17 protein-coding genes are annotated in these 20,722 nt (G+C 70.5%); 9 read left to right on the top strand and 8 right to left on the bottom strand.

Annotated features, from left to right (window positions below; genetic code table 11):
• Positions 1 to 403: 403 nt before the first annotated feature.
• Positions 404 to 868, top strand: a complete 465-nt coding sequence (locus OG741_RS10220) for a cupin domain-containing protein (RefSeq protein WP_405596465.1) — start codon at positions 404 to 406, stop codon at positions 866 to 868.
• 3 nt (positions 869 to 871) lie between these two features.
• Positions 872 to 1,510 carry a uridine kinase gene (locus OG741_RS10215; RefSeq protein ID WP_405596464.1) on the top strand — a complete coding sequence of 213 codons (639 nt, stop codon included), beginning with the start codon at positions 872 to 874 and terminating at the stop codon, positions 1,508 to 1,510.
• Here OG741_RS10215 and OG741_RS10210 read toward each other — a convergent pair.
• The 4 genes from OG741_RS10210 to OG741_RS10195 form a co-directional block, all read right to left on the bottom strand.
• A complete protein-coding gene (locus OG741_RS10210; protein WP_405596463.1) occupies positions 1,483 to 2,415 on the bottom strand; it encodes a carbohydrate kinase family protein in 933 nt (310 codons plus the stop codon). The two genes, OG741_RS10215 and OG741_RS10210, sit on opposite strands and share 28 nt — an antisense overlap.
• Positions 2,412 to 3,314: a pseudouridine-5'-phosphate glycosidase gene (locus tag OG741_RS10205; RefSeq protein ID WP_266477548.1), complete on the bottom strand. Its 903-nt coding sequence runs from the start codon at positions 3,312 to 3,314 to the stop codon at positions 2,412 to 2,414. Before OG741_RS10205 ends, OG741_RS10210 begins: the two co-directional genes overlap by 4 nt.
• 326 nt (positions 3,315 to 3,640) lie before the next feature.
• Positions 3,641 to 4,900 carry an MFS transporter gene (locus OG741_RS10200; RefSeq protein WP_405596462.1) on the bottom strand — a complete coding sequence of 420 codons (1,260 nt, stop codon included), beginning with the start codon at positions 4,898 to 4,900 and terminating at the stop codon, positions 3,641 to 3,643.
• A gap of 174 nt (positions 4,901 to 5,074) precedes the next feature.
• The gene (locus OG741_RS10195; RefSeq protein ID WP_405596461.1) at positions 5,075 to 5,605 is read right to left on the bottom strand and encodes a methylated-DNA--[protein]-cysteine S-methyltransferase; all 531 of its coding nucleotides are present in this window, start codon (positions 5,603 to 5,605) and stop codon (positions 5,075 to 5,077) included.
• A 228-nt stretch (positions 5,606 to 5,833) separates the two neighbouring features.
• On the opposite strand from OG741_RS10195, the gene OG741_RS10190 reads away from it, so the two are divergent.
• The 5 genes from OG741_RS10190 to OG741_RS10170 all read left to right on the top strand — a co-directional run bounded on the left by OG741_RS10190 (position 5,834) and on the right by OG741_RS10170 (position 12,951).
• The gene (locus OG741_RS10190; RefSeq protein WP_405596460.1) at positions 5,834 to 6,730 is read left to right on the top strand and encodes an MHYT domain-containing protein; all 897 of its coding nucleotides are present in this window, start codon (positions 5,834 to 5,836) and stop codon (positions 6,728 to 6,730) included.
• A 64-nt stretch (positions 6,731 to 6,794) separates the two neighbouring features.
• Positions 6,795 to 8,915: an excinuclease ABC subunit UvrB gene (gene uvrB / locus OG741_RS10185; RefSeq protein ID WP_405596459.1), complete on the top strand. Its 2,121-nt coding sequence runs from the start codon at positions 6,795 to 6,797 to the stop codon at positions 8,913 to 8,915.
• A gap of 132 nt (positions 8,916 to 9,047) precedes the next feature.
• On the top strand, positions 9,048 to 9,626 hold the full coding sequence (locus OG741_RS10180) for a TerD family protein (RefSeq protein WP_096629140.1): 579 nt from the start codon (positions 9,048 to 9,050) through the stop codon (positions 9,624 to 9,626).
• A gap of 123 nt (positions 9,627 to 9,749) precedes the next feature.
• A complete protein-coding gene (locus OG741_RS10175; RefSeq protein WP_405596458.1) occupies positions 9,750 to 11,723 on the top strand; it encodes a TerD family protein in 1,974 nt (657 codons plus the stop codon).
• 220 nt (positions 11,724 to 11,943) lie between these two features.
• Complete coding sequence (locus tag OG741_RS10170) at positions 11,944 to 12,951, top strand: TerC/Alx family metal homeostasis membrane protein (protein ID WP_405596457.1); 1,008 nt, start codon at positions 11,944 to 11,946, stop codon at positions 12,949 to 12,951.
• Between the two features lie 77 nt (positions 12,952 to 13,028).
• On the opposite strand, the gene OG741_RS10165 is transcribed toward OG741_RS10170, so the two are convergent.
• Positions 13,029 to 14,075, bottom strand: coding sequence for a S66 peptidase family protein (locus OG741_RS10165; RefSeq protein WP_405596456.1), 1,047 nt, complete (start codon positions 14,073 to 14,075; stop codon positions 13,029 to 13,031).
• A 69-nt stretch (positions 14,076 to 14,144) separates the two neighbouring features.
• Between OG741_RS10165 and OG741_RS10160 the strand changes: the two genes are divergently transcribed.
• On the top strand, positions 14,145 to 14,837 hold the full coding sequence (locus tag OG741_RS10160; RefSeq protein ID WP_405596455.1) for an alpha/beta hydrolase: 693 nt from the start codon (positions 14,145 to 14,147) through the stop codon (positions 14,835 to 14,837).
• An 11-nt stretch (positions 14,838 to 14,848) separates the two neighbouring features.
• Here OG741_RS10160 and OG741_RS10155 read toward each other — a convergent pair whose 3' ends face one another.
• The gene (locus tag OG741_RS10155; protein WP_405596454.1) at positions 14,849 to 15,505 is read right to left on the bottom strand and encodes an MBL fold metallo-hydrolase; all 657 of its coding nucleotides are present in this window, start codon (positions 15,503 to 15,505) and stop codon (positions 14,849 to 14,851) included.
• A 9-nt stretch (positions 15,506 to 15,514) separates the two neighbouring features.
• Positions 15,515 to 16,222 (bottom strand): maleylpyruvate isomerase family mycothiol-dependent enzyme, encoded by a 708-nt coding sequence (locus OG741_RS10150; RefSeq protein WP_405596453.1) that lies wholly within the window; start codon positions 16,220 to 16,222, stop codon positions 15,515 to 15,517.
• Positions 16,223 to 16,424: 202 nt separating this feature from the next.
• Between OG741_RS10150 and uvrA the strand changes: the two genes are divergently transcribed.
• Entirely contained in the window at positions 16,425 to 19,439 is a 3,015-nt protein-coding gene (gene uvrA, locus OG741_RS10145; protein ID WP_405596452.1) for an excinuclease ABC subunit UvrA, read from the top strand.
• A 269-nt stretch (positions 19,440 to 19,708) separates the two neighbouring features.
• Here the strand turns inward: uvrA and OG741_RS10140 are convergent, their stop codons facing one another.
• A complete protein-coding gene (locus OG741_RS10140) occupies positions 19,709 to 20,602 on the bottom strand; it encodes a carbohydrate kinase (RefSeq protein ID WP_405596451.1) in 894 nt (297 codons plus the stop codon).
• Positions 20,603 to 20,722: the final 120 nt, after the last annotated feature.

Here is a 20,722-nt window from a genome sequence, read left to right as displayed (position 1 = left end):
CTGAAACTGAAGCTTGTCGTGACTGAGCGGTTCCAGTGGAGGTTCGAGTCCTCCCCGCGGCATTTTCCGTACGACGGGCCGCGGTAGCCCAATTCGGCAGAGGCAGACCGCGATCAATCTCAGACTATTGCTCCAGACTCAGCATTCGCCGCCGATCGCCGGATCGACCGGGCCCAGGCCCCGGTGCGTCGAAATGCCGGTTCAAGTCCGGCCCGCGCAGCTCGATGTGCGGTGGTCCAAAGGCAGGACGCGGCGACATGATGACTGACCTGGGTTCTCAAGCGTGCCGGCGTGCGACATGGGCGGCATCACAGGGCTCGGGGGCCGGCTACGCCCCCGGGCCCGCTCCCGTTTTTCCGGTACGTTGGGGCCGTTTTGGCGACGTGGCTGACTGGAGGATTCCATGGGCTTCAAGGACAGAACGCGCACGGCGATGGTCCTGGCCGGGTGCCTCGCGGCGCTCGCGACCGTGCCGTCCGCGGCGAACGCCACGCCCGGCAGCGGCGTTTCGGGCACGATCCTCGCGCAGGGCGTCTCGGAGGGGACCCTCAAGCTGAAGGCCAGGGGGAAGACGGATGTGGTCGTACGGACGATCACGATCGCCCCGGGCGGCTCCACCGGCTGGCACTCGCACGCCGGGCAGGTTCTCGCCGTCGTCAAGTCCGGGACGCTGACCCGGACTCTGGACGACTGCTCCGTGGAGGTCACCACCGCTGGCAAGGCCTTCGTCGAGCCGTCCGGGCCGCGGCACCGGCACATCGGGCGCAACCTGGGCAGCGAGCCATTGGTGCTGTATGTGACCTATCTGCTGCCCCAGGGCAGCCCGTTGTCGAACGACGCGGACGCGCCGCCGTGCGCCGGTAAGTAGGCCATGAGATTCGAGGCGATCACCTGGGAACGGCTGGCCGGGGCCATCGCCGACAAGGCCATGGAGGCCAAGGCCGAGGACGGCACCTCCCGGCTGCGGATTGGCATCGACGGGGCGCCCGCCGCGCAGACCGGGGAGCTTGCCGGACTGATCGGGGAGGCGCTGCGCGTGCGCGGGCGGGGCGTCCTCGTCGTCGGGACCGCAGGGTTTCTGCGGCCTGCCTCGCTGAGGTTCGAGTACGGGCGCGAGGACCCCGAGACGTACTACAGCGGCTGGTACGACACCGGGGCGCTGTGGCGGGAGGTCTTCGGACCACTGGAGGCGGGCGGCAGCGGGCGGGTGCTGCCCGATCTGTGGGACCCCGTGAGCGACCGGGCCACCCGCAGAGCCCACATCGAACTCCCGCCCGGCGGCGTGCTGTTGCTGCACGGTCCTTTCCTGCTCGGACACTGGTTCCCGTTCGATCTGAGCGTGCATCTGCGGCTGTCGCCCGCGGCGCTGCGGCGGCGTACGCAGGAGAGCGAGCGCTGGACACTGCCCGCCTTCGAGCGGTACGAGGACGAGGTGGGACCCGGGGACGTCGCGGATGTGCTCGTACGGGCCGATGATCCGCGTCATCCCGCATGGGGCGGCCTGCGCTGATCCGGCCGGCCGCCGGTCAGTGTCACCGCGTCCGCCCCCGCCCGGCAGCCCTCGGCCGCTGCCGTCGCCGCGTCCGCGCCCGCGAGCCGGGCGGCGAGGAACGCGCCCGTGAAGGCGTCGCCCGCGCCCGTCGAGTCCACCGCTTCGGCAGGGACGGACGGGACATGGGCCGTGACGGTGCCCGACTCCGCGATCAGGGCACCGTCGGCACCCAGTGTCACGACCGTGAGCGGGACATGGCGGCTCAGCTTCGCGGCGGCGTCCGCCGGGTCCGGCAGGCCTGTCAGCAGGCGTGCCTCGTCGGCGTTGGGAAAGAGGATGTCCGCGCCCGAGAGAGCCGCCAGCATCCGGTCCACGCCCAGCACGGAGATGAAGCCCGCCGATGCCGGGTCCACACTCACCGGAATGCCGAGCGCCCGCGCCGACTCCAGGGCGAGCAGGGCCAGTCGGCGGCTGGTGTCGGCGAAGAGGAGATAGCCGGACAGATGCAGATGTCCGACCCCGCCGAGCAGCGACGGCGACCAGTCGGCGGGGGACAGGCGCAGCACCGCGCCGCTGTCGGTGAGGAAGGTCCGCTCGGCGCTCTCGTCGACGAGGGCGATGACCGTGGCCGTCGGGGCCTCGGCGTCCGGGACGAGGAGCGGCCCTACGCCGGCGGCGCGCAGCCGCGCGTCGTGCCAGCCCGCCTCCTCCTGGCCGACACGCGCCAGCAGACGTACGTCCCGGCAGCCCCAATGCGCCGCCCAGCAGGCCACGTTGGCCCCCGCACCGCCCGGCAGAATACGGATCGCGGCCGCCGTGTCCGTCCCCTTGGCGAGCGGCGCCCGATACCGGGCCACCACGTCGGTGACCACATCACCGATGACGAGCAGGGCATCCGCGTCAGCGGCTCCTGGCACTGTCACAGCGCCGCCGCGATCCGCGCCGCCAGCCGCACATTCCCGCGCACTGCCGCCACATTCGCCTCCAGCGAGGCACCCTCCGTGCGCCGCATCAGATAGTCGAGCAGGAAGGGCGTCACGGCCTGGCCCCCGATGCCCCGCTCCCGGCACTCGGCGAGCGCCTCGGCCAGCACCCGGTCGTGCAGCGCCGGATCCAGCTGCTCCGTCTCCGGGACCGGATTCGCGACGATCAGCGCGGCGTCCGGCCCGCCGAGCGCGTCCGAGGCCCGGATCACCTCGGCCACCTCCTGCGGTGTGCCGACGGTCCAGTCGACCGGCTGTCCGGAGGAGGTCAGATAGAAGCCGGGGAACTCCCGCGTGCCGTATCCGAGAATCCCGACGCCCAGCGTCTCCAGCCGCTGCAGTGTCGCCGGAACGTCAAGCACCGACTTCACGCCAGCGCACACCACCGCGATCCGGGTCTGTGCGAGCAGCCGCAGATCCGCCGACTCGTCCTGCGTCTCGGTCCACTCGCGGTGCACGCCGCCCAGGCCGCCGGTCGCGAAGACCCGGATCCCGGCCCGCGCCGCGAGGAACGCCGTCGCGGAGACGGTCGTTGCCCCGCTGACCCCCGCAGCCAGCGCCGGCGCAAGATCTCGGTGCCCCAGCTTGCGTACGTCCTCGTCTCCCGCGACCCGCTCCAACTGTCTTTTGTCCAGGCCGATATGGACTGTGCCGTCGAGCACCGCGACGGTCGCGGGGACGGCGCCCTCGGAGCGTACGAGCCCCTCAAGCTCCTCGGCGACGGCCAGGTTGCGCGGATGCGGCAGCCCGTGCGCGATGATCGTCGACTCCAGGGCCACGACGGGCCGATGCGCGGCGAGCGCTTCCTGTACTTCCTCGGTCACTTCGGTCAGCAGCATGTCCCATCCCTGGCACAGGAGTGCGGCGTCCAAACCCCCGGCCGGGAGGCTCGCTGGGGGAAGCCTCCCTGTTTGCTGTTAGCCCCGGCTGCTGGTTCCCGGCGCCTCGTCTCCCGCCTAGGGCGTGTTTGAGAAGTAGCGCCGTCCGCCCGCAGGGCGGGCCCCGCGGCGTCTGGTGCGTGCAATCGCAAGGCGGAGGATCGCCCTCGTACTGGACGTACTTGGGCGACTCCGACAACATCGCGAGTGTGCGTGCCAGGCGTCGCGGGGTGGGGGTACCTCCCAGGCGAAGCTCTGGGGGAGGGACTTCTCAAACACGCCCTAGGTCAGCTGAGCGCCCTGCGTACGGCCAGAGCCGCCATCGGCAAGAGCAGGCAGGCGCCGACCACGTTCAGCCAGCCGTAGCTCGCCTGCGCGACGATCAGCCCGGCGGCAGCGCCGCCGATGCCCGCCGAGGTGTTCATGGTCAGGTCGGACAGGCCCTGCACGGCGGCGCGGGCGGGCTGCGGCACCGAATCGGTGAGCAGTGTGGAGCCGGAGACCAGGCCCGCGGACCAGCCGAGGCCGAGAACGAAGAGCCCGGCCGCGGTCTGGCCATGGCTTGCCCCCGCCGTGCCGGCGAGCAGCGCGGCCACGGAGAGCAGCCCGGCCGCCAGGCCGATCACGGCGAGCCTGCCGATACGGTCCGCCAGCCAGCCCATGACCGGTGAGAACGCGTACATGCCCGCGATATGGGCGCTGATCACCAGGCCGATCAGCTCGATGCCCGCGCCGTGGTGGCTGAGCGCCACCGGGGTCATCGACATGATCGACACCATCGCGGTGTGCGAGGCGGCGACGGTGACCAGCGCGAGCCGCGCCATCGGCGACTCGCGGACCGCCCGCATCCCCGCCCGCAGGGAACGCCCCTCGGGGGAGCGGTCGGCCGGGGACAGCGCCCGCGCCGTCAGCAGCGGATCGGGGCGCAGCAGAACGAGCACCAGAGCCGCCGCGACGAGGAACACCCCGGCCGCCCAGACGAAGGGTCCCGCGGCCGCCGGTATGCCGAGCCCCGAGACGCTGCGGCCCGCGGGCGCGGCGATATTGGGGCCGAGCACCGCGCCGATCGTGGTCGCCCAGACGACATTGGAGATGGCCCGGGCCCGCCGCTCGGGCTCGGCCAGATCGGCGGCGGCGAAGCGCGCCTGAAGATTCGCCGACGAACCGGCGCCGAAGGCGGCCATTCCGAGGAGCAGCAGCGGAAAGTTGTCGACGACCGCGGCCAGCACGACCACGCCCGCGCCCAACGCGCCCAGCAGATACGCCAGTACGAGCCCGGGCCGTCGCCCGCGGGCCGTCATCAGCGCGGCCAGCGGCATGGACAGCACCGCGGTCCCGGCCACGGTCGCGGTCGGCGCGAGACCGGACAGCGCCTCGGTGCCGCTCACCTGCTGTGCCAGGACGGTGGCCAGCGCGATGCCGGTGGCGACGCCGAGCCCGCCCAGTATCTGGCTGGCTATGAGCACGGCGGTGATACGCCGTCGCAGCGCGGGCAGCTCGTCCGCCGTCACCGGTGCGGGCGCGGCGGCCTTGTCGAGCGCCGTCACCGCGTACGTCCGGGCTCGGAAGCGTGAGCGACGACGTCCGGTGCTTCGGATATGTCGGGTGCGTCAGGGCTGGTGGTCACTGGCGCAGTGTGCCAGCCCGTATGCACGTGCGAAACCGTGTTCCCCGCCGTCCGACTCTGCCGCCGGCGGACCAGGCGCGCGGTGCCCGCCGGCTCAGAACAGCGGCTCGGGCAGTACGCCCTCCAGGGCCAGCAGCCTCCGCTTGGTCTCCAGGCCGCCCCCGAAGCCGCCGAGCCCCCCGTCCGTCTCCACGACCCGGTGGCACGGCACCACGACCGGCAGTGGATTGGACCCCATCGCCGCGCCCACCGCCTGCGCCGCGCCCGGCTCGCCCACCCGGGCCGCCAGGTCGCCGTACCCGACGACCGCGCCGTACGGCACGCTCTTGGCCAGTTCCCGCAGCACCTGCCGGTTGAAGCCGCCGGACAGCGACCAGTCCAGCGGCAGATCGAACTCCCGCAGCCCGCCCGCGAAATACGCCCCCAGCTGACGTATCGGCTCGGCCAGCAGGCCCGTCGCGTTCTCGACCGGCCCGGCGGCCAGCCGCCCCGCCACCCGCGCGAGCGCTCTGTCCCGTACCTCCGGGTCCGCATGGAAGACCACGCTCACGAGACCCTCGTCGGTCGCGGCGAGCAGCAGCGGTCCGATGTCCGTGTCCACGACGGTCCACTCGAAGCTCTTCATGCCGACCACCGTACGACCGGCCACTGACAACGCCGGTTCGGTCCAGCGCGTCCCGCGTTCACCGTCAGAACCTGAACGGATCCACCCAGAACGCACCAGTGCCTGTTTTCGTGTCGACAAATCTCTGTTCAAATGTTTGCTAACCAGCGCGGGAGCCCTACTCTCGCCCCCGGACCGGACGTTCCGTCAGGGATCGCGGGGATCACAAGGAGCGAAGGGCGAAACCGGATGCAGGGGACTGTCGACGGATTCAGCTACGGCCTCGTCACGCCCGTGGCGGCCTACCTCATGGCGTGCCTCGGAGGGGCCCTCGGCCTGCGCTGCACCACCAGATCCGTCCGCAACCGGCGCTCCTTCAAGCCGGGCTGGCTCGCCCTGGGCGCCACCGCGATCGGCTCGGGCATCTGGACCATGCACTTCGTCGCGATGATGGGCTTCACCGTCGCCGAGGCCCCCATCAGCTACGACAGAACGACGACATTCGCCAGCCTCGCCGTCGCGATCGTCATGGTGGGCATCGGGATCTTCATCGTCGGCTACCGCGGCGCGACCCCGATGGCGCTGGTCACCGGCGGCACGATCACCGGCCTCGGGGTTGCCACCATGCACTACCTCGGCATGGCGGGTATGCGCCTGGACGGGCAGCTCGAGTACGACACCCTGACCGTCGCCCTCTCCGTGGTGATCGCCGTCGTCGCCGCCACCTCCGCCCTCTGGGCGGCCGTGTCGGTCCATGGCTTCCCGGCGAGCCTCGGCGCCAGCCTCGTGATGGGCATCGCCGTGAGCGGCATGCACTACACGGGGATGGCGGCGGTCAGCGTCCACCTGCACACTGCGGCCGGCTCCGCGGGCGGCGGCGACGAGCCCGCCACGCTGCTCGCGCCCCTGCTCGTCGGCCCGGTCGTCTTCCTGCTCCTCGCCGGAGTGGTGGTGATGTTCGACCCGCTGCTGGTGATGGGCGAGCCGGACTGGCGGCCCCTCGACGCGGCCGCCATGCGCCCGGGAGTGCCCGCCCAGCGCACCAGGACGGCGAACGGGCAGCCCGCGGGCTGGGCCGCCGACCGTTCCCCGCGCCGGGAGCCCTCGCGCTCCCGCCAGGGCTCACGCGACCGATGGCCCCGCTGACCCGCTGAGCGCCTGAGCGCCTGATCCACTCCCGGCTGTCAGTGGTGGGTCGTACGGTGGTTCCATGCGGCCCGTTTCCCAGATCGAACGCACGGTGGCGCCCTTCGAGGTCGTCAGTCCCTACCAGCCCAGCGGTGACCAGCCGACGGCCATCGACGACCTGGAGCGGCGTATCCGCGCAGGTGAGAAGGATGTCGTCCTGCTCGGCGCGACCGGCACCGGAAAGTCGGCGACCACCGCCTGGATGATCGAGAGGCTTCAGCGCCCCACCCTGGTGATGGCGCCGAACAAGACGCTGGCCGCGCAGCTGGCGAACGAGTTCCGCGAGCTCCTCCCGAACAACGCGGTGGAGTATTTCGTCTCGTACTACGACTACTACCAGCCCGAGGCGTACGTCCCGCAGTCGGACACCTACATCGAGAAGGACTCCTCGATCAACGAGGAGGTCGAGCGGCTGCGCCACTCCGCGACGAACTCCCTGCTCACCCGGCGCGACGTGATCGTGGTCGCCTCCGTCTCCTGCATCTACGGCCTCGGCACCCCGCAGGAGTACGTCGACCGGATGGTGTCCCTCAAGGTCGGCGACGAGATCGACCGCGACCAGCTGCTGCGCCGCTTCGTCGACATCCAGTACACGCGCAACGACGTGGCGTTCGCGCGCGGCACCTTCCGGGTCCGCGGCGACACCATCGAGATCTTCCCGGTCTACGAGGAGCTCGCCGTCCGCATCGAGATGTTCGGCGACGAGATCGAGGCGCTGTCCACCCTCCACCCGCTCACCGGCGAGATCATCAGCGAGGACCAGTCGCTGTACGTCTTCCCGGCCAGCCACTATGTGGCGGGCCCGGAGCGCATGGAGAAAGCCGTCAACGGCATCGAGAAGGAGCTCGAGGAGCGCCTCGCCGAGCTGGACAAGCAGGGCAAGCTGCTGGAGTCCCAGCGGCTGCGGATGCGCACCACGTACGACATCGAGATGCTGCGCCAGATCGGCTCCTGCTCCGGAGTCGAGAACTACTCGATGCACTTCGACGACCGCGAGCCCGGCACCGCGCCCAACACCCTCATCGACTACTTCCCCGAGGACTTCCTGCTGGTCATCGACGAGTCGCATGTGACCGTGCCCCAGATCGGCGCGATGTACGAGGGCGACGCCTCCCGCAAGCGCACACTCGTCGACCACGGCTTCCGGCTGCCCTCCGCGCTCGACAACCGCCCGCTGAAGTGGGAGGAGTTCCAGCAGCGGATCGGCCAGACCGTCTATCTCTCGGCCACCCCCGGCAAGTACGAACTCTCGCGCGGCGACGGCTTCGTGGAGCAGATCATCCGCCCCACGGGCCTGATCGACCCGCAGGTGGTCGTCAAGCCCACCGAGGGCCAGATCGACGACCTGGTGCACGAGATCCGCGAGCGCACCGAGAAGGACGAGCGCGTCCTGGTGACCACCCTCACCAAGAAGATGTCCGAGGACCTCACCGACTACTTCCTCGAACTGGGCATCCAGGTCAGATATCTGCACAGCGACGTCGACACCCTGCGCCGCGTCGAGCTGCTGCGCGAACTGCGCTCCGGTGAGTACGACGTCCTGGTCGGCATCAACCTGCTGCGTGAGGGCCTCGACCTCCCCGAGGTCTCCCTGGTGGCGATCCTCGACGCCGACAAGCAGGGTTTCCTGCGCTCAGGAACCTCGCTGATCCAGACCATCGGCCGCGCGGCGCGCAATGTCTCCGGCCAGGTCCATATGTACGCCGACACCGTCACCCCGGCGATGGCGCAGGCGATCGACGAGACCAACCGCCGCCGGGAGAAGCAGGTCGCGTACAACACCGAGCGCGGCATCGACCCGCAGCCGCTCCGTAAGAAGATCAACGACATCGTTGCGACCATCGCGCGCGAGGAGATCGACACCGAGGAGCTGCTCGGCACCGGCTACCGGCAGGCGAAGGCCGAGAAGCCCGGCAAGGGCGCCAAGGCCCCCGTCCCGGCGCTCGGCAAGAGCGCGGGCAGGAAGGGCGAGGTGCTCACCGACCGCCCCGCTGCCGAACTGGCCGGGATCATCGAGGAGATGACCGACCGGATGCGGGCGGCGGCCGCCGACCTGCAGTTCGAGATCGCCGCGCGGCTGCGCGACGAGGTGGGCGAGCTGAAGAAGGAGCTGCGCCAGATGAAGGAGGCGGGCCTTGTCTGACCTCCGCACCCGATGTGTGTTTCAAGAGCGACACAAAAACGAGCCAATTGTGATGCGCCCATGGCGCCCTTGCGTAGGGTGCTCAACAACCGCACATATGGGCGGCAGCTATTCGGAAGAAGGGGACAGCGCGTGACGGTCAACATGACCAAGGGTCAGGCCATCAGCCTGCAGAAGAGCGACGGGGGCACCCTCACCGCGGTGCGGATGGGGCTCGGCTGGCAGGCGGCACCGCGCCGCGGTCTGTTCGGCTCGCGCACGCGCGAGATCGACCTGGACGCGTCGGCGGTGCTGTTCGCCGACAAGCAGCCGGTGGACGTGGTCTTCTTCCGCCACCTCGTCAGCGACGACGGTTCGGTCAAGCACACCGGCGACAACCTGGTCGGCGGCGCGGGCTCGGGCGGCGACGACGAGGCGATCCTCGTCGACCTCCAGCGGGTGCCGGTCCACATCGACCAGATCGTCTTCACGGTGAACTCCTTCACCGGCCAGACGTTCCAGGAGGTGCAGAACGCCTTCTGCCGCATCGTCGACGAGACCAACGGCCAGGAGCTCGCCCGCTACACGCTCGACGGCGGCGGCCAGTACACCGCGCAGATCATGGCGAAGGTGCACCGGGCCGGCAGCGGCTGGCAGATGACGGCTCTCGGCAACCCGGCCAACGGCCGTACCTTCCAGGACCTGATGCCGTCGATCCTGCCGCACCTGTAGGCACGGCTCGTACGGAAGACGTACGGAAGGCGCGTACGGAAGACTCGCAGCTCCCGGAGGCAACAGGCCGCCGGGAGCTGCACACTTATCACCACCACCGCACAGCACTGAGGGGACAGAGCGATGACGGCCGAGCTGGTCCGGGGGCAGAACCACCCCTTGCCCGACACCCGCCTGGAGATCCGGGTGTCGGCCGGCCACCCAGTCGTCGCCTGCGCCACCTGCTCGGACGCGCAGGGGACCGTACGCGACGAATGGATAGCGCACCCTGGCGCACCCACCGTGCCCGGGGTCGAGGTGCCCCGAAGTGCCACCGAGGCACCCCGGTTCACGGTCGACCTGGACGCGGTGCCCGAGGCGGTGCACCAGGTCAATGTGCTGCTCGCGCTCCCCGAAGGGGCAGGCGGCCCGGCCCACTTCGGCGCCACCGCGGCCCCCTTCCTCGCCGTCACCGGCCGGGGCGAAGCCGAGGTGGCCAGCTTCACCATCACCGGTCTGGACATCGAGACCGCGCTCGTCGCCGTCGAGTTGTACCGGCGCCAGGGCGCCTGGAAGGTCCGCGCGGTGGGCCAGGGATACGCCGGCGGGCTCGCCCAGTTGCTGGCCGACCAGGGGCTGGCCAAAGCCCATGAGACGGCCGCGGACATCCAGGGGGCGGCGGGCGCACAGCGCGCGCCCCGGGCAGAACCGGCGCAGTTGCGGACGAGCGCCGCCGACGGCGCGTATCTCAGGCCCGACCTGCCGCGGCCCGACCAGACGCCCGCCCCCGGTCCCGACGCTACGCTCCCCGACGGCCTCACGGCCCCCGGCCGGCAGCCGTCCTCCACGGGCCCCCAGCAGACGCCCACGCCCGATGCCCCGCAGACACCGGACGGGCCCATCAACTACGCGCACCCGCGCCGCCAGTCGGTCGCGCCCCCGCCGCCGCCCCCGGCTGCCGCTCCCGCCCGGCCCGGGCAGCCCGCCGCGCCCGTCGCGGGCGATGCCACCGGCTGGTCCATGGAGGAGCGGCTCTACAACCAGATCTGGGGCATGTTCGAGGACATGGCCCGCAGCGTCGCCGCGTATCGCAGCGCCGTCGACTTCGCCGAGAGCCGGATGGACCAGGAGCTCGACCAGGTGCTGTCCGACCCGCGCAGCCGTATCGGCGGCACCGGGGACGCGGCCCGTGAGGCGGCCCGCGCCAAGTGCGAGCAGCTGACCGACCAGGCCCGCCAGGCCCTCGACCGCGACCTGGCCCAGCTCAGCGCCGAGTCCGATGTCGTCGAGCCCGCGCTGCCGCCCGCCTTCGCCCGCTGGGACAACCCCGCATGGCACGCGTACCGCGTCCCGATGGAGGTTCCGATGGCGCTGCGCCTCGGCGATCTCCGGCTGCCCGAGAGCCCGGAGTTGTGCATTCCCCTTCTGGTGCGGCTGCCGCTGGAGCGCGGGCTGTGGGTGGACAGCGGACGCACCGGTTCCGAGGCCGCGATGACGCTGGACGAGGCGCAACTGCGCAGGCTCGCCATGGACAGCGCGGTCGCGCACGCGGCCCGGCTGCTCGCGGTCTATCCGCCCGGCGACTTCACGGTCCATGTCATCGACCCGGCGGGCGCGGCGACCGCCTCGCTCGCCCCGCTGGTCGACACCGGGGTCCTCGCCGGGCCGCCCGCGGCCGGCGCCCAGGGCGTGAGCGCCACGCTGGCCACGCTCACCCAGCGGGTGGACCTGGTGACCATGGCGGTCCGCGGCGGCGCGGCCGACGCGCTCCCGCCCGACCTGGACACGGCGGAGCAGCTGCTGATCGTCAACGACTTCCCGCACGGCTTCGACGACCGCGCGGTCACCCAGCTCCGCTATCTCGCCGACGAGGGCCCGGCCGTCGGCGTCCATCTGCTGATGGTCGCGGACCGCGAGGACGCGAGCGCGTACGGCCCGGTCCTCGACCCGCTCTGGCGCTCCCTGCTGCGCATCACCCCGGTCCCGGACGACCACCTGGCCGATCCGTGGGTCCGGCACGCCTGGACCTATGAACCGCTGACGGTCCCGCCGGGCAGCGACGTGTTGCGTCAGGTGCTGGGCAAGGTGTCCGCCGCCCGCCGCGACTGGGGCCGCTGACCTGCGCACTTGAAGCCCGCTTACCGAGCCCTTTACCTTCCCTTGGGTATTCCTGTACTCTCCTTTGGGCGGAGGGGAGTACTCCCGGATGCGGCGTTCCCGTCAGTACGGACCGGTATCGGTCCCGGGGCGCCGGCCCGCGGCGGGAGAGACCGCCCGGGCGGAGGAGACCTCCGGCAGCGACGACGCTGATCAGTAGCCGTACGACGCCGGAGGCGCAGTGGACGTTTCAATGAACCTGTGGGTGCTGACCATTCTTGGTCTGAGCGCCCTGATCGCAATCGACTTCTTCATCGGGCGCAAGCCGCACGACGTGTCGATCAAGGAAGCCGGGATCTGGACTGTCGTCTGGATCGTCCTGGCCGCCCTCTTCGGCCTCGGCCTGCTGGTGTTCGGCGAGAGCCAGGCGTCCGGCGAGTTCTTCGCGGGCTTCATCACCGAGAAATCGCTCAGCGTCGACAACCTCTTCGTCTTCGTCCTGATCATGGCGAAGTTCTCGGTGCCCTCCCACCTCCAGCAGCGGGTACTGCTCGTCGGTGTCCTGATCGCCCTCGTCCTGCGCGCCGTCTTCATCGCCGCGGGCGCCGCGATCATCGCCAGCTTCGCGTGGGTCTTCTACATCTTCGGCGCGTTCCTGATCTATACGGCCTGGAAGCTCATCCAGGAGGCGCGCTCGGACGACGACGAGGAGGAGTTCGAGGAGAACCGCCTCCTGAAGTCCATCGAGAACCGCTTCGGTGTGGCCGACAAGTACCACGGCACCAAGCTCTTCATCCGCAACAACGGCAAGCGGGTGCTGACCCCGCTGATGGTGGTCATGCTCGCCATCGGCACCACCGATGTGCTGTTCGCGCTGGACTCCATACCCGCGATCTTCGGCCTGACGCAGGACCCGTACATCGTCTTCACGGCGAACGCCTTCGCGCTGATGGGTCTGCGCCAGCTGTACTTCCTCATCGGCGGACTGCTCCGGAAGCTGGTCCACCTCAGCTACGGCCTGTCGGTGATCCTCGGCTTCATCGGGGTCAAGCTGGTGCTCCATGCCCTGCACGAGGGCGGGGTGCATGTCCCCGAGATCTCGATTCCGTTCTCGCTGGCGGTCATCTGCGGCGTGCTGATCGTCACCACGATCACGAGCCTGATCGCCTCCAAGAGGCAGGCGGCACGGGACGCGGCGGAGTCCGCCCAGGAGACCGAAGCGGAGCAGAAGGACAGCGTCGAGGCCTGACGCCTCTCGCCCGGTGGCTCTCGCCCGGCGGGTGCGGACGGTCAACGCCGTTCCGCACCCGCCGGGTTCGCCGGTCCTCAGTACGTGACGGTAATCCGGCGGGCAGGACCGTCCACGCGGACCGGCCCGCCGTAGGGGATGACGAGTTGCGGGTCCGTGTGCCCGAGGTCCACGTCGAAGACGGCCATCGTGCGCGGGGCGTACGCGGCCAGCGCCCGCAGTACCGCCTCGCGCTGCTCGGAGGCGTAACGCGCCGCCGCGGCGGGGTCGTTCGGCTGCGCGAACGACCAGGTCTTGGGACGGCCCATCAGCAGCGCGGGGAACTGCCGCAGCAGGCTGCGCTCGCCCATGTTCCGCAGAATCCAGAACACCTCATCGGCGCGCGGCAGTTCCTCCGAGGTCTCCAGGAACAGCACGCAGCCCTCGTAGCCAGAGGGGTCGGCCAGGATTTCCCGGTCCGCCATCAGCAGCCAGGACAGGATCTCCAGATTGCCGCCCCAGCTCCGGCCTTCCACCACCTGCTGCGGCCCGTACCAGCTCCAGCCGCTCCCGGGCCGGGTCTCCGGCTCCGCGGTGAAGGTCGCCGGATCGGCCCAGTCGCGATCCACATCGCCGAACCGCTCGGCGGGGCGCAGCTCGTAGGGCCCCGAAGTGAACAGCGCGGCCCGCAGTGACTCGGCCGTCAGCGAAGCCATCGCTCCGGGCCGCCCCAGCTCCGTCATCACGCTTGCGCCGTGGTAGCCGACGATCCCGGTGTTCCACAGCCAGGCCAGCAGATTGGTGTTGTCGCTGAAGCCGAAGAAGGGCTTGGGGTTGTCGCGGATCAACTCCCGGTCCAGCAGCGGCAGCACGGTGATCTGGTCGTCTCCGCCGATGGACGCCATCACCGCACGGATGGAGGGGTCCTTGAAGGCGGCATGGATGTCGTCGGCCCGTTCCTGCGGTGTCGACCCCATCTTCCGGGTCGCCGGGAACTCCACCGGCATGAGCCCGAAGTCCTTCTCCAGCCGCTGGAGTCCGAGCTCGTACGGAAGGGGCAGCAGCCCGGGCAGACCGCTGGACGGCGAGATCACGGCGATACGGTCGCCGGGACGGGGTTTCGGGGGACAGATGGGCTCCGTCATGATCGGGAGGGTAGTCGGGCGGAGACGCCCCAGGACATCGGTTTACGGACCGCGACCGACGAGGATCATGTGAGACCCAGAAGTACACGGCCCGAGCGGTCGCCCGTGCCCGCGCTGCGGCTCGACCGGGCCGCGGAGCCGCCGCGGGCCGCCGTACTGCTGCTGCACGGCGGCCGGGCCGACGGCCTGGAGCCGCCCCCGGTATGGAATCCGCCCGGGGCTCGGATGCGCCCCTTCGCCCGGGCCATCGCGCGTGCCACTGACGGCCACGACGTGGTGCTCGGACAGGTCCGATACCGCCACCGCGGCTGGAACGGAACGCGCGCCGACGCCGGGCAGGACGCACTGCGCGCCCTGGACGAACTGGCTTTCCTGACCGGCCCCGTGCCCGTCGTCCTCGTCGGCCACTCGATGGGAGGGCGGGCAGCCCTGCATGCCGCCGGCCACCCCCTGGTGGAGGCCGTGGTCGGGCTCGCTCCGTGGTGCCCCGAGGGAGAACCGGTGGAGCACCTGGCCGGGAAACGCGTCGTCCTGGTGCACGGTGACCGCGATCGCGTGACGAACCCGCGCGACTCCTGGCAACTCGCGGACAGGGCGCGCGCCGCCGGAGCCGAGTCCTGCGCACTGCGGATGCCCGGCGGCGACCACGCCATGCTCCGCGGAGCCCGCACCTGGCACACGCTCGCCGCGCGTCTGGTCACCGGGCTGCTGCGCCTCGGTCCTCTGCCGCCGACGGTCGCGGACAGCTTCGGGACGCGGTAGGGGTTGTCCAGCTACCAGCCGCGCTCGCGCCACTGAGGCAGCTGCGGCCGCTCGTCGCCCAGTGCCGTGTCCTTGCCGTGGCCCGGGTAGACCCAGGTCTCGTCCGGCAGCCGGTCGAAGAGCTTGGTCTGGACGTCGTTGATCAGGCTGGCGAAGGCCTCGGGGTCCTGGTGGGTGTTGCCGACGCCACCGGGGAAGAGACAGTCGCCGGTGAACAGGTGCGGGGGACCGTGCGGGTCGTCGTAGATCAGGGCGATGGAGCCCGGGGTGTGGCCGACGAGACGGCGGGCCGTCAGCTCGACGCGGCCGACCCTGATCGTGTCCCCGTCCTCGACCGGTACGTCGGTCGGGACGGGGATGCCTTCCGCGTCGTACCGTCCGGCATAGGTGCGGGCGCCGGTCGCCTCGACGACCTGGGCCAGCGCCTGCCAGTGATCGGCGTGGCGGTGGGTGGTGACGACGGACGCGATGGAGTCGTCGCCGATCAGATGGAGCAGGGTCTCGGGCTCGTTGGCCGCGTCGATCAGCAGCTGCTCGCCGGTGGTCCGGCAGCGCAGCAGATAGCTGTTGTTGTCCATCGGGCCGACCGCGACCTTGGAGATCATCAGGTCCGCCAACTCGTGCACGTCAGCCCGGCCGCCGACCTTCACCACTCCGCTGTACGTCATGGAATCAGCCTATAGCGGGGGCAGCTTCGGCAGCAGGGCTCCGGCTGTGTCCAGGCCCGTCCCGTCGCGCCGTCCGGCGAGCCAGCCGAGCAGGGCGGCGGCGGGGCCGGTGACCGTGACGGGAGCACCTTCCGTTCCGCCCGTGTGCCACTCGCCCGCGTCCTTGGCGCCCGGTTCCCTGTCGCTCGCGACGATCCGGGTCGGCGGGACGTCCGGGCGGCCGGAGAAGCGCTCGCTGAGGAAAGAGATCTCCCGGTCGGTGAAGTCCTCGGGCAGATCCTCCATCTCGTAGCCGATGCCCAGATCGACATGGTGCAGCTCGACCTCGACGAGACGGCGGAAGGGGACGCGGGCCGCGGCGTCGGTGATGCCGTTGCGCAGCTCGACGGTCCGGCTCCAGTCGGCGGGGACCGCACCGGCGGCCTGGAATGCGGCGGCGGTGTCGCGTACGTCCGCGAGCTGTGCGGCGGGCGGGCGGGGCGCGTCGCGCTCGATGTCCGCCTCACGTGCCTCGCCGCTGACATACATCGGGCGGCCTTCGAGAACATTTACGAGCGCTTCGGCGTTACGGGACAGGTGGGCCAGCACATGGCCGCGGCTCCAGCCCGGGAGCCGGGACGGTCCGGCTACGGCTGCGTCGTCGAGACCGGCGGCTGCGGTGAGGAGCCGATCGGTGGCTTCGCGTACAGATGCCAGGTCGCGCAAGGGATCGATCATGGGGCCGACGATAGCTCGGCCACTCGATCGGGTGAAGGTGTCGGAGCGTGGCCGTAAATCGAATGCGCGTGCTATAGGCTCGGTGGAGGCATCCTGGTTGGTGCAGTCATTTCACAGCTTGGAATCCAAACGTTCCGGCGGCCCCCATAGTCTGGCGACGGGGGCTGTGCCCCCGCTTCTCTCAAGAAAGGTGCGGACCGGCGTGGCCGACCGTCTCATCGTCCGTGGCGCTCGCGAGCACAATCTCAAGAACGTCTCGCTCGACCTCCCGCGTGACTCACTCATCGTTTTCACCGGGCTCTCGGGGTCGGGCAAGTCGTCTCTCGCGTTCGACACGATCTTCGCCGAGGGGCAGCGCCGCTACGTCGAATCGCTCTCCTCGTACGCCCGGCAGTTCCTCGGTCAGATGGACAAGCCGGACGTCGACTTCATCGAGGGCCTCTCCCCGGCCGTCTCGATCGACCAGAAGTCGACCTCGCGCAACCCGCGCTCGACGGTCGGCACCATCACCGAGGTCTACGACTACCTCCGCCTCCTCTTCGCCCGTATCGGCAAGCCCCACTGCCCCGAGTGCGGCCGTCCCATCTCGCGCCAGTCGCCGCAGGCCATCGTCGACAGGGTGCTTGAGCTGCCCGAGGGCAGCCGCTTCCAGGTCCTCTCTCCCCTCGTGCGCGAGCGCAAGGGGGAGTTCGTCGACCTGTTCGCCGACCTCCAGACCAAGGGGTACAGCCGGGCGCGGGTCGACGGACAGACGATCCAGCTCGCCGAGCCGCCGACCCTGAAGAAGCAGGAGAAGCACACCATCGAGGTGGTCGTCGACCGCCTCACCGTCAAGGACGGCGCCAAGCGCCGGCTCACCGACTCGGTCGAGACCGCGCTCGGGCTCTCCGGCGGCATGATCGTGCTCGACTTCGTCGACCTCCCGGAGGACGACCCCGAGCGCGAGCGGATGTACTCCGAGCATCTGTACTGCCCGTACGACGACCTGTCCTTCGAGGAGCTGGAGCCGCGCTCCTTCTCGTTCAACTCGCCCTTCGGCGCCTGCCCCGACTGCACCGGTATCGGCACGCGCATGGAGGTGGACCCCGAGCTGATCGTCCCGGACGAGGAGAAGTCCCTCGACGAGGGCGCGATCCACCCCTGGTCGCACGGGCACACCAAGGAGTACTTCGGGCGGCTGATCGGCGGGCTCGCCCAGGCGCTCGGCTTCTCCACCGACATGCCCTGGGCCGGGCTGCCGCAGCGCGCCAAGAAGGCCCTGCTGTTCGGCCACAAGACCCAGGTCGAGGTCCGCTACCGCAACCGTTACGGCCGGGAGCGGGCGTACACCACGCCCGCGTTCGAGGGTGCCGTGCAGTTCGTCAAGCGGCGGCACACCGAGGCCGAGAGCGACTCCAGCAGGGAGCGCTTCGAGGGCTATATGCGCGAAGTGCCCTGCCCGACCTGTGAGGGCACCCGGCTCAAGCCGATCGTCCTCGCGGTCACCGTGATGGAGAAGTCCATCGCCGAGGTCTCCGCCATGTCCATCAGCGAATGCGCCGACTTCCTCGGCCGGCTGACGCTGAACGCCCGGGACAAGAAGATCGCCGAACGGGTCCTCAAGGAGGTCAACGAACGGCTGAGGTTCCTGGTCGACGTCGGCCTCGACTACCTCTCGCTGAACCGTGCGGCCGGCACGCTCTCCGGCGGCGAGGCCCAGCGCATCCGGCTCGCCACCCAGATCGGCTCCGGCCTGGTCGGCGTGCTGTACGTCCTGGACGAGCCGTCGATCGGACTGCACCAGCGCGACAACCACCGGCTCATCGAGACCCTCGTACGGCTCCGCGACATGGGCAACACCCTCATCGTCGTCGAGCACGACGAGGACACCATCAAGGTGGCCGACTGGATCGTCGACATCGGCCCCGGCGCCGGTGAGCACGGCGGCAAGGTCGTGCACTCCGGCTCGCTGAAGGACCTGCTGGCCAACAAGGCCTCGATCACCGGTCAGTACCTCGCCAAGAAGCGGTCCATCCCGACGCCCGACATCCGCAGGCCGATGGATCCGGGACGGCTGCTCACCGTCCACGGCGCCCGGGAGAACAACCTGCGCGACATCGACGTCTCCTTCCCGCTCGGCGTGTTCACTGCGGTCACCGGAGTCTCCGGCTCCGGCAAGTCGACGCTGGTCAACGACATCCTCTACACCCACCTCGCCCGCGAGCTGAACGGCGCGAAGTCGGTGCCGGGCCGCCACACCCGGGTCGACGGCGACGACCTCGTCGACAAGGTGGTGCATGTCGACCAGTCGCCCATCGGCCGTACGCCGCGCTCCAACCCGGCGACATACACCGGCGTCTTCGACCATGTCCGCAAGCTCTTCGCGGAGACGATGGAGGCCAAGGTCCGGGGCTACCTCCCCGGCCGCTTCTCCTTCAACGTCAAGGGCGGCCGCTGTGAGAACTGCTCGGGCGACGGCACCATCAAGATCGAGATGAACTTCCTTCCCGACGTGTACGTCCCGTGCGAGGTCTGCCACGGAGCGCGCTACAACCGGGAGACCCTGGAGGTCCACTACAAGGGCAAGTCCATCGCCGAGGTGCTGGACATGCCGATCGAGGAGGCGCTCGACTTCTTCGAGGCCGTCCCCACAATCTCGCGCCATCTGAGGACGCTCAACGAGGTGGGCCTCGGCTATGTCCGCCTCGGCCAGTCGGCGCCGACGCTCTCCGGCGGTGAGGCACAGCGCGTCAAGCTGGCGAGCGAGCTGCAGAAGCGCTCCACCGGGCGCACGGTGTACGTCCTGGACGAGCCGACGACCGGTCTGCACTTCGAGGACATCAGCAAGCTGATCAAGGTGCTGTCCAACCTGGTCGACAAGGGCAACACGGTCATCGTCATCGAGCACAACCTGGACGTCATCAAGACCGCGGACTGGGTTGTCGACATGGGCCCCGAGGGCGGCAGCGGCGGTGGCCTGGTCATCGCCGAGGGCAGCCCGGAGCAGGTCGCGGGAGTGCCGACCAGCCACACCGGCAAGTTCCTGCGGGACATCCTGGACGTGGAGCGGATCAGCGACGCGGTCGTGCCGGCGGCGCGCAGGGCGCCGAAGACGGCGGCGAAGAAGGCTGCCGCGGGGAAGAACGCGGTCGCGGTGAAGAAGAACGCGGTGGCGGCGAAGTCGGCGCCGGTGAAGAAGACGGCGACGGCGCGGACGGCGAGGGCGCGCAAGGCTTGACGTGGTGGCGGGGCGGTCGCCTGCGGCGGGCCTGTTCCCCACCCCGCCCCTTCCCGCTGTGACATTTTGCGGCTCCGCCGCGTGGGGGGCTTCGCCCCGGGCCCCGTATGCGGCCTTCGGCCGCATGTCCTCAATCGCCGGACGGGCTGGATGTGCGGCCCTGCCGCACATTTCAGCCCCGCCGGCGTTTGAGGCGCGGGGGGCTGGGGCGAAGCCCCGTCGGGGGGCTGGGGGCTTGCCCCCAGTTACGGGAAGGGGCGGGGTGGGGGCTAGAACAGCTCCGACGCGTACGGCGGCTCCGCGCCCGTTCGGGAGCAGGTCACCGCTGACGCCCTGGCCGCGAAGTGCAGGACCTCGCGCCAGCCGTCCGCGTCCAGTGCCGCCATCGCGTCCGCCGTGAGCGCGTCCCGGGCCGCGAGGCCGTGCAGCAGCGCGGCGTTCACCGTGTCGCCCGCGCCGATGGTGTCCGCGACCGCCACCGGCACGGCCGGGACCGAGACCTCCAGGCCGGACCTGGTCCGGACCGTCAGACCCTCCGAGCCCGCCGTCAGCACCACTGCCCCGGGCCCCTGCGGCACCCCGCCGAGCCACTCGGCGTCGTCCTCCGACAGCTTCAGCAGCGATACGGACGGCAGCCACCCGGCGAACCGCGCCCGGTACGCATCCGCATCCGGAATCAGACCGGCCCTGATGTTCGGGTCGAGCAGGGTGAAGACCCCGCGCCCCGCCTCCCGCCGCAACAGCGCCTCGTACGCACTCGCGCCCGGCTCAAGCACCAGCGAGCAGGCCCCGAACGCCACGGCCCGTACCGAATCGGGCAGGTGCGGCGGCAGCTCGAAGAGCCGGTCGGCGCTGCCCTGCGTATAGAAGCCGTAGTGGGCCGAGCCGTCCGCGCCTATCGTCGCGACGGCCAGCGTCGTCGGCTCGGGGCCACGCTGTACGAGGGAGGTGCTGACCCCCGCCGCACGCAGCCCGTCCAGCAGCGCTTCGCCGAAGCCGTCCGTCGAGACACGCGAGCAGAAGCCGACCGGTGCGCCGAGCCGCCCGAGCGCGACAGCCGTGTTGTACGGCCCGCCGCCGAGCCGGGGCAGCAGCGCGGGCAGGGGTACACCGTCCCCCTGCGGGACCAGATCGATCAAGGACTCTCCGGCGACGACGATCACGGGCCGAACGTAACCCATCGCCTCCCGGGGTGACAGGGAGCCCACCAGCAGGGCCGCCGATCTCCGTCGGTATCGTCGGGTCTGTCACCGACGCCCCGATCGACCGATGCCTGTGGAGTT

Source organism: Streptomyces sp. NBC_01410, assembly GCF_045040195.1.
GTDB lineage: Bacteria > Actinomycetota > Actinomycetes > Streptomycetales > Streptomycetaceae > Streptomyces.
This window is presented reverse-complemented; position numbering and strand designations above follow the sequence as displayed.

Coding starts and splice junctions, on each gene's coding strand:
- OG741_RS10190 (WP_405596460.1), top strand. CDS start 5,834: ATGCAGGGGACTGTCGACGGATTCAGCTACGGCCTCGTCACGCCCGTG.
- OG741_RS10220 (WP_405596465.1), top strand. CDS start 404: ATGGGCTTCAAGGACAGAACGCGCACGGCGATGGTCCTGGCCGGGTGC.
- OG741_RS10165 (WP_405596456.1), bottom strand. CDS start 14,075: ATGACGGAGCCCATCTGTCCCCCGAAACCCCGTCCCGGCGACCGTATC.
- OG741_RS10150 (WP_405596453.1), bottom strand. CDS start 16,222: ATGATCGATCCCTTGCGCGACCTGGCATCTGTACGCGAAGCCACCGAT.
- OG741_RS10175 (WP_405596458.1), top strand. CDS start 9,750: ATGACGGCCGAGCTGGTCCGGGGGCAGAACCACCCCTTGCCCGACACC.
- OG741_RS10195 (WP_405596461.1), bottom strand. CDS start 5,605: ATGAAGAGCTTCGAGTGGACCGTCGTGGACACGGACATCGGACCGCTG.
- OG741_RS10155 (WP_405596454.1), bottom strand. CDS start 15,505: ATGACGTACAGCGGAGTGGTGAAGGTCGGCGGCCGGGCTGACGTGCAC.
- OG741_RS10215 (WP_405596464.1), top strand. CDS start 872: ATGAGATTCGAGGCGATCACCTGGGAACGGCTGGCCGGGGCCATCGCC.
- OG741_RS10205 (WP_266477548.1), bottom strand. CDS start 3,314: ATGCTGCTGACCGAAGTGACCGAGGAAGTACAGGAAGCGCTCGCCGCG.
- uvrB (WP_405596459.1), top strand. CDS start 6,795: ATGCGGCCCGTTTCCCAGATCGAACGCACGGTGGCGCCCTTCGAGGTC.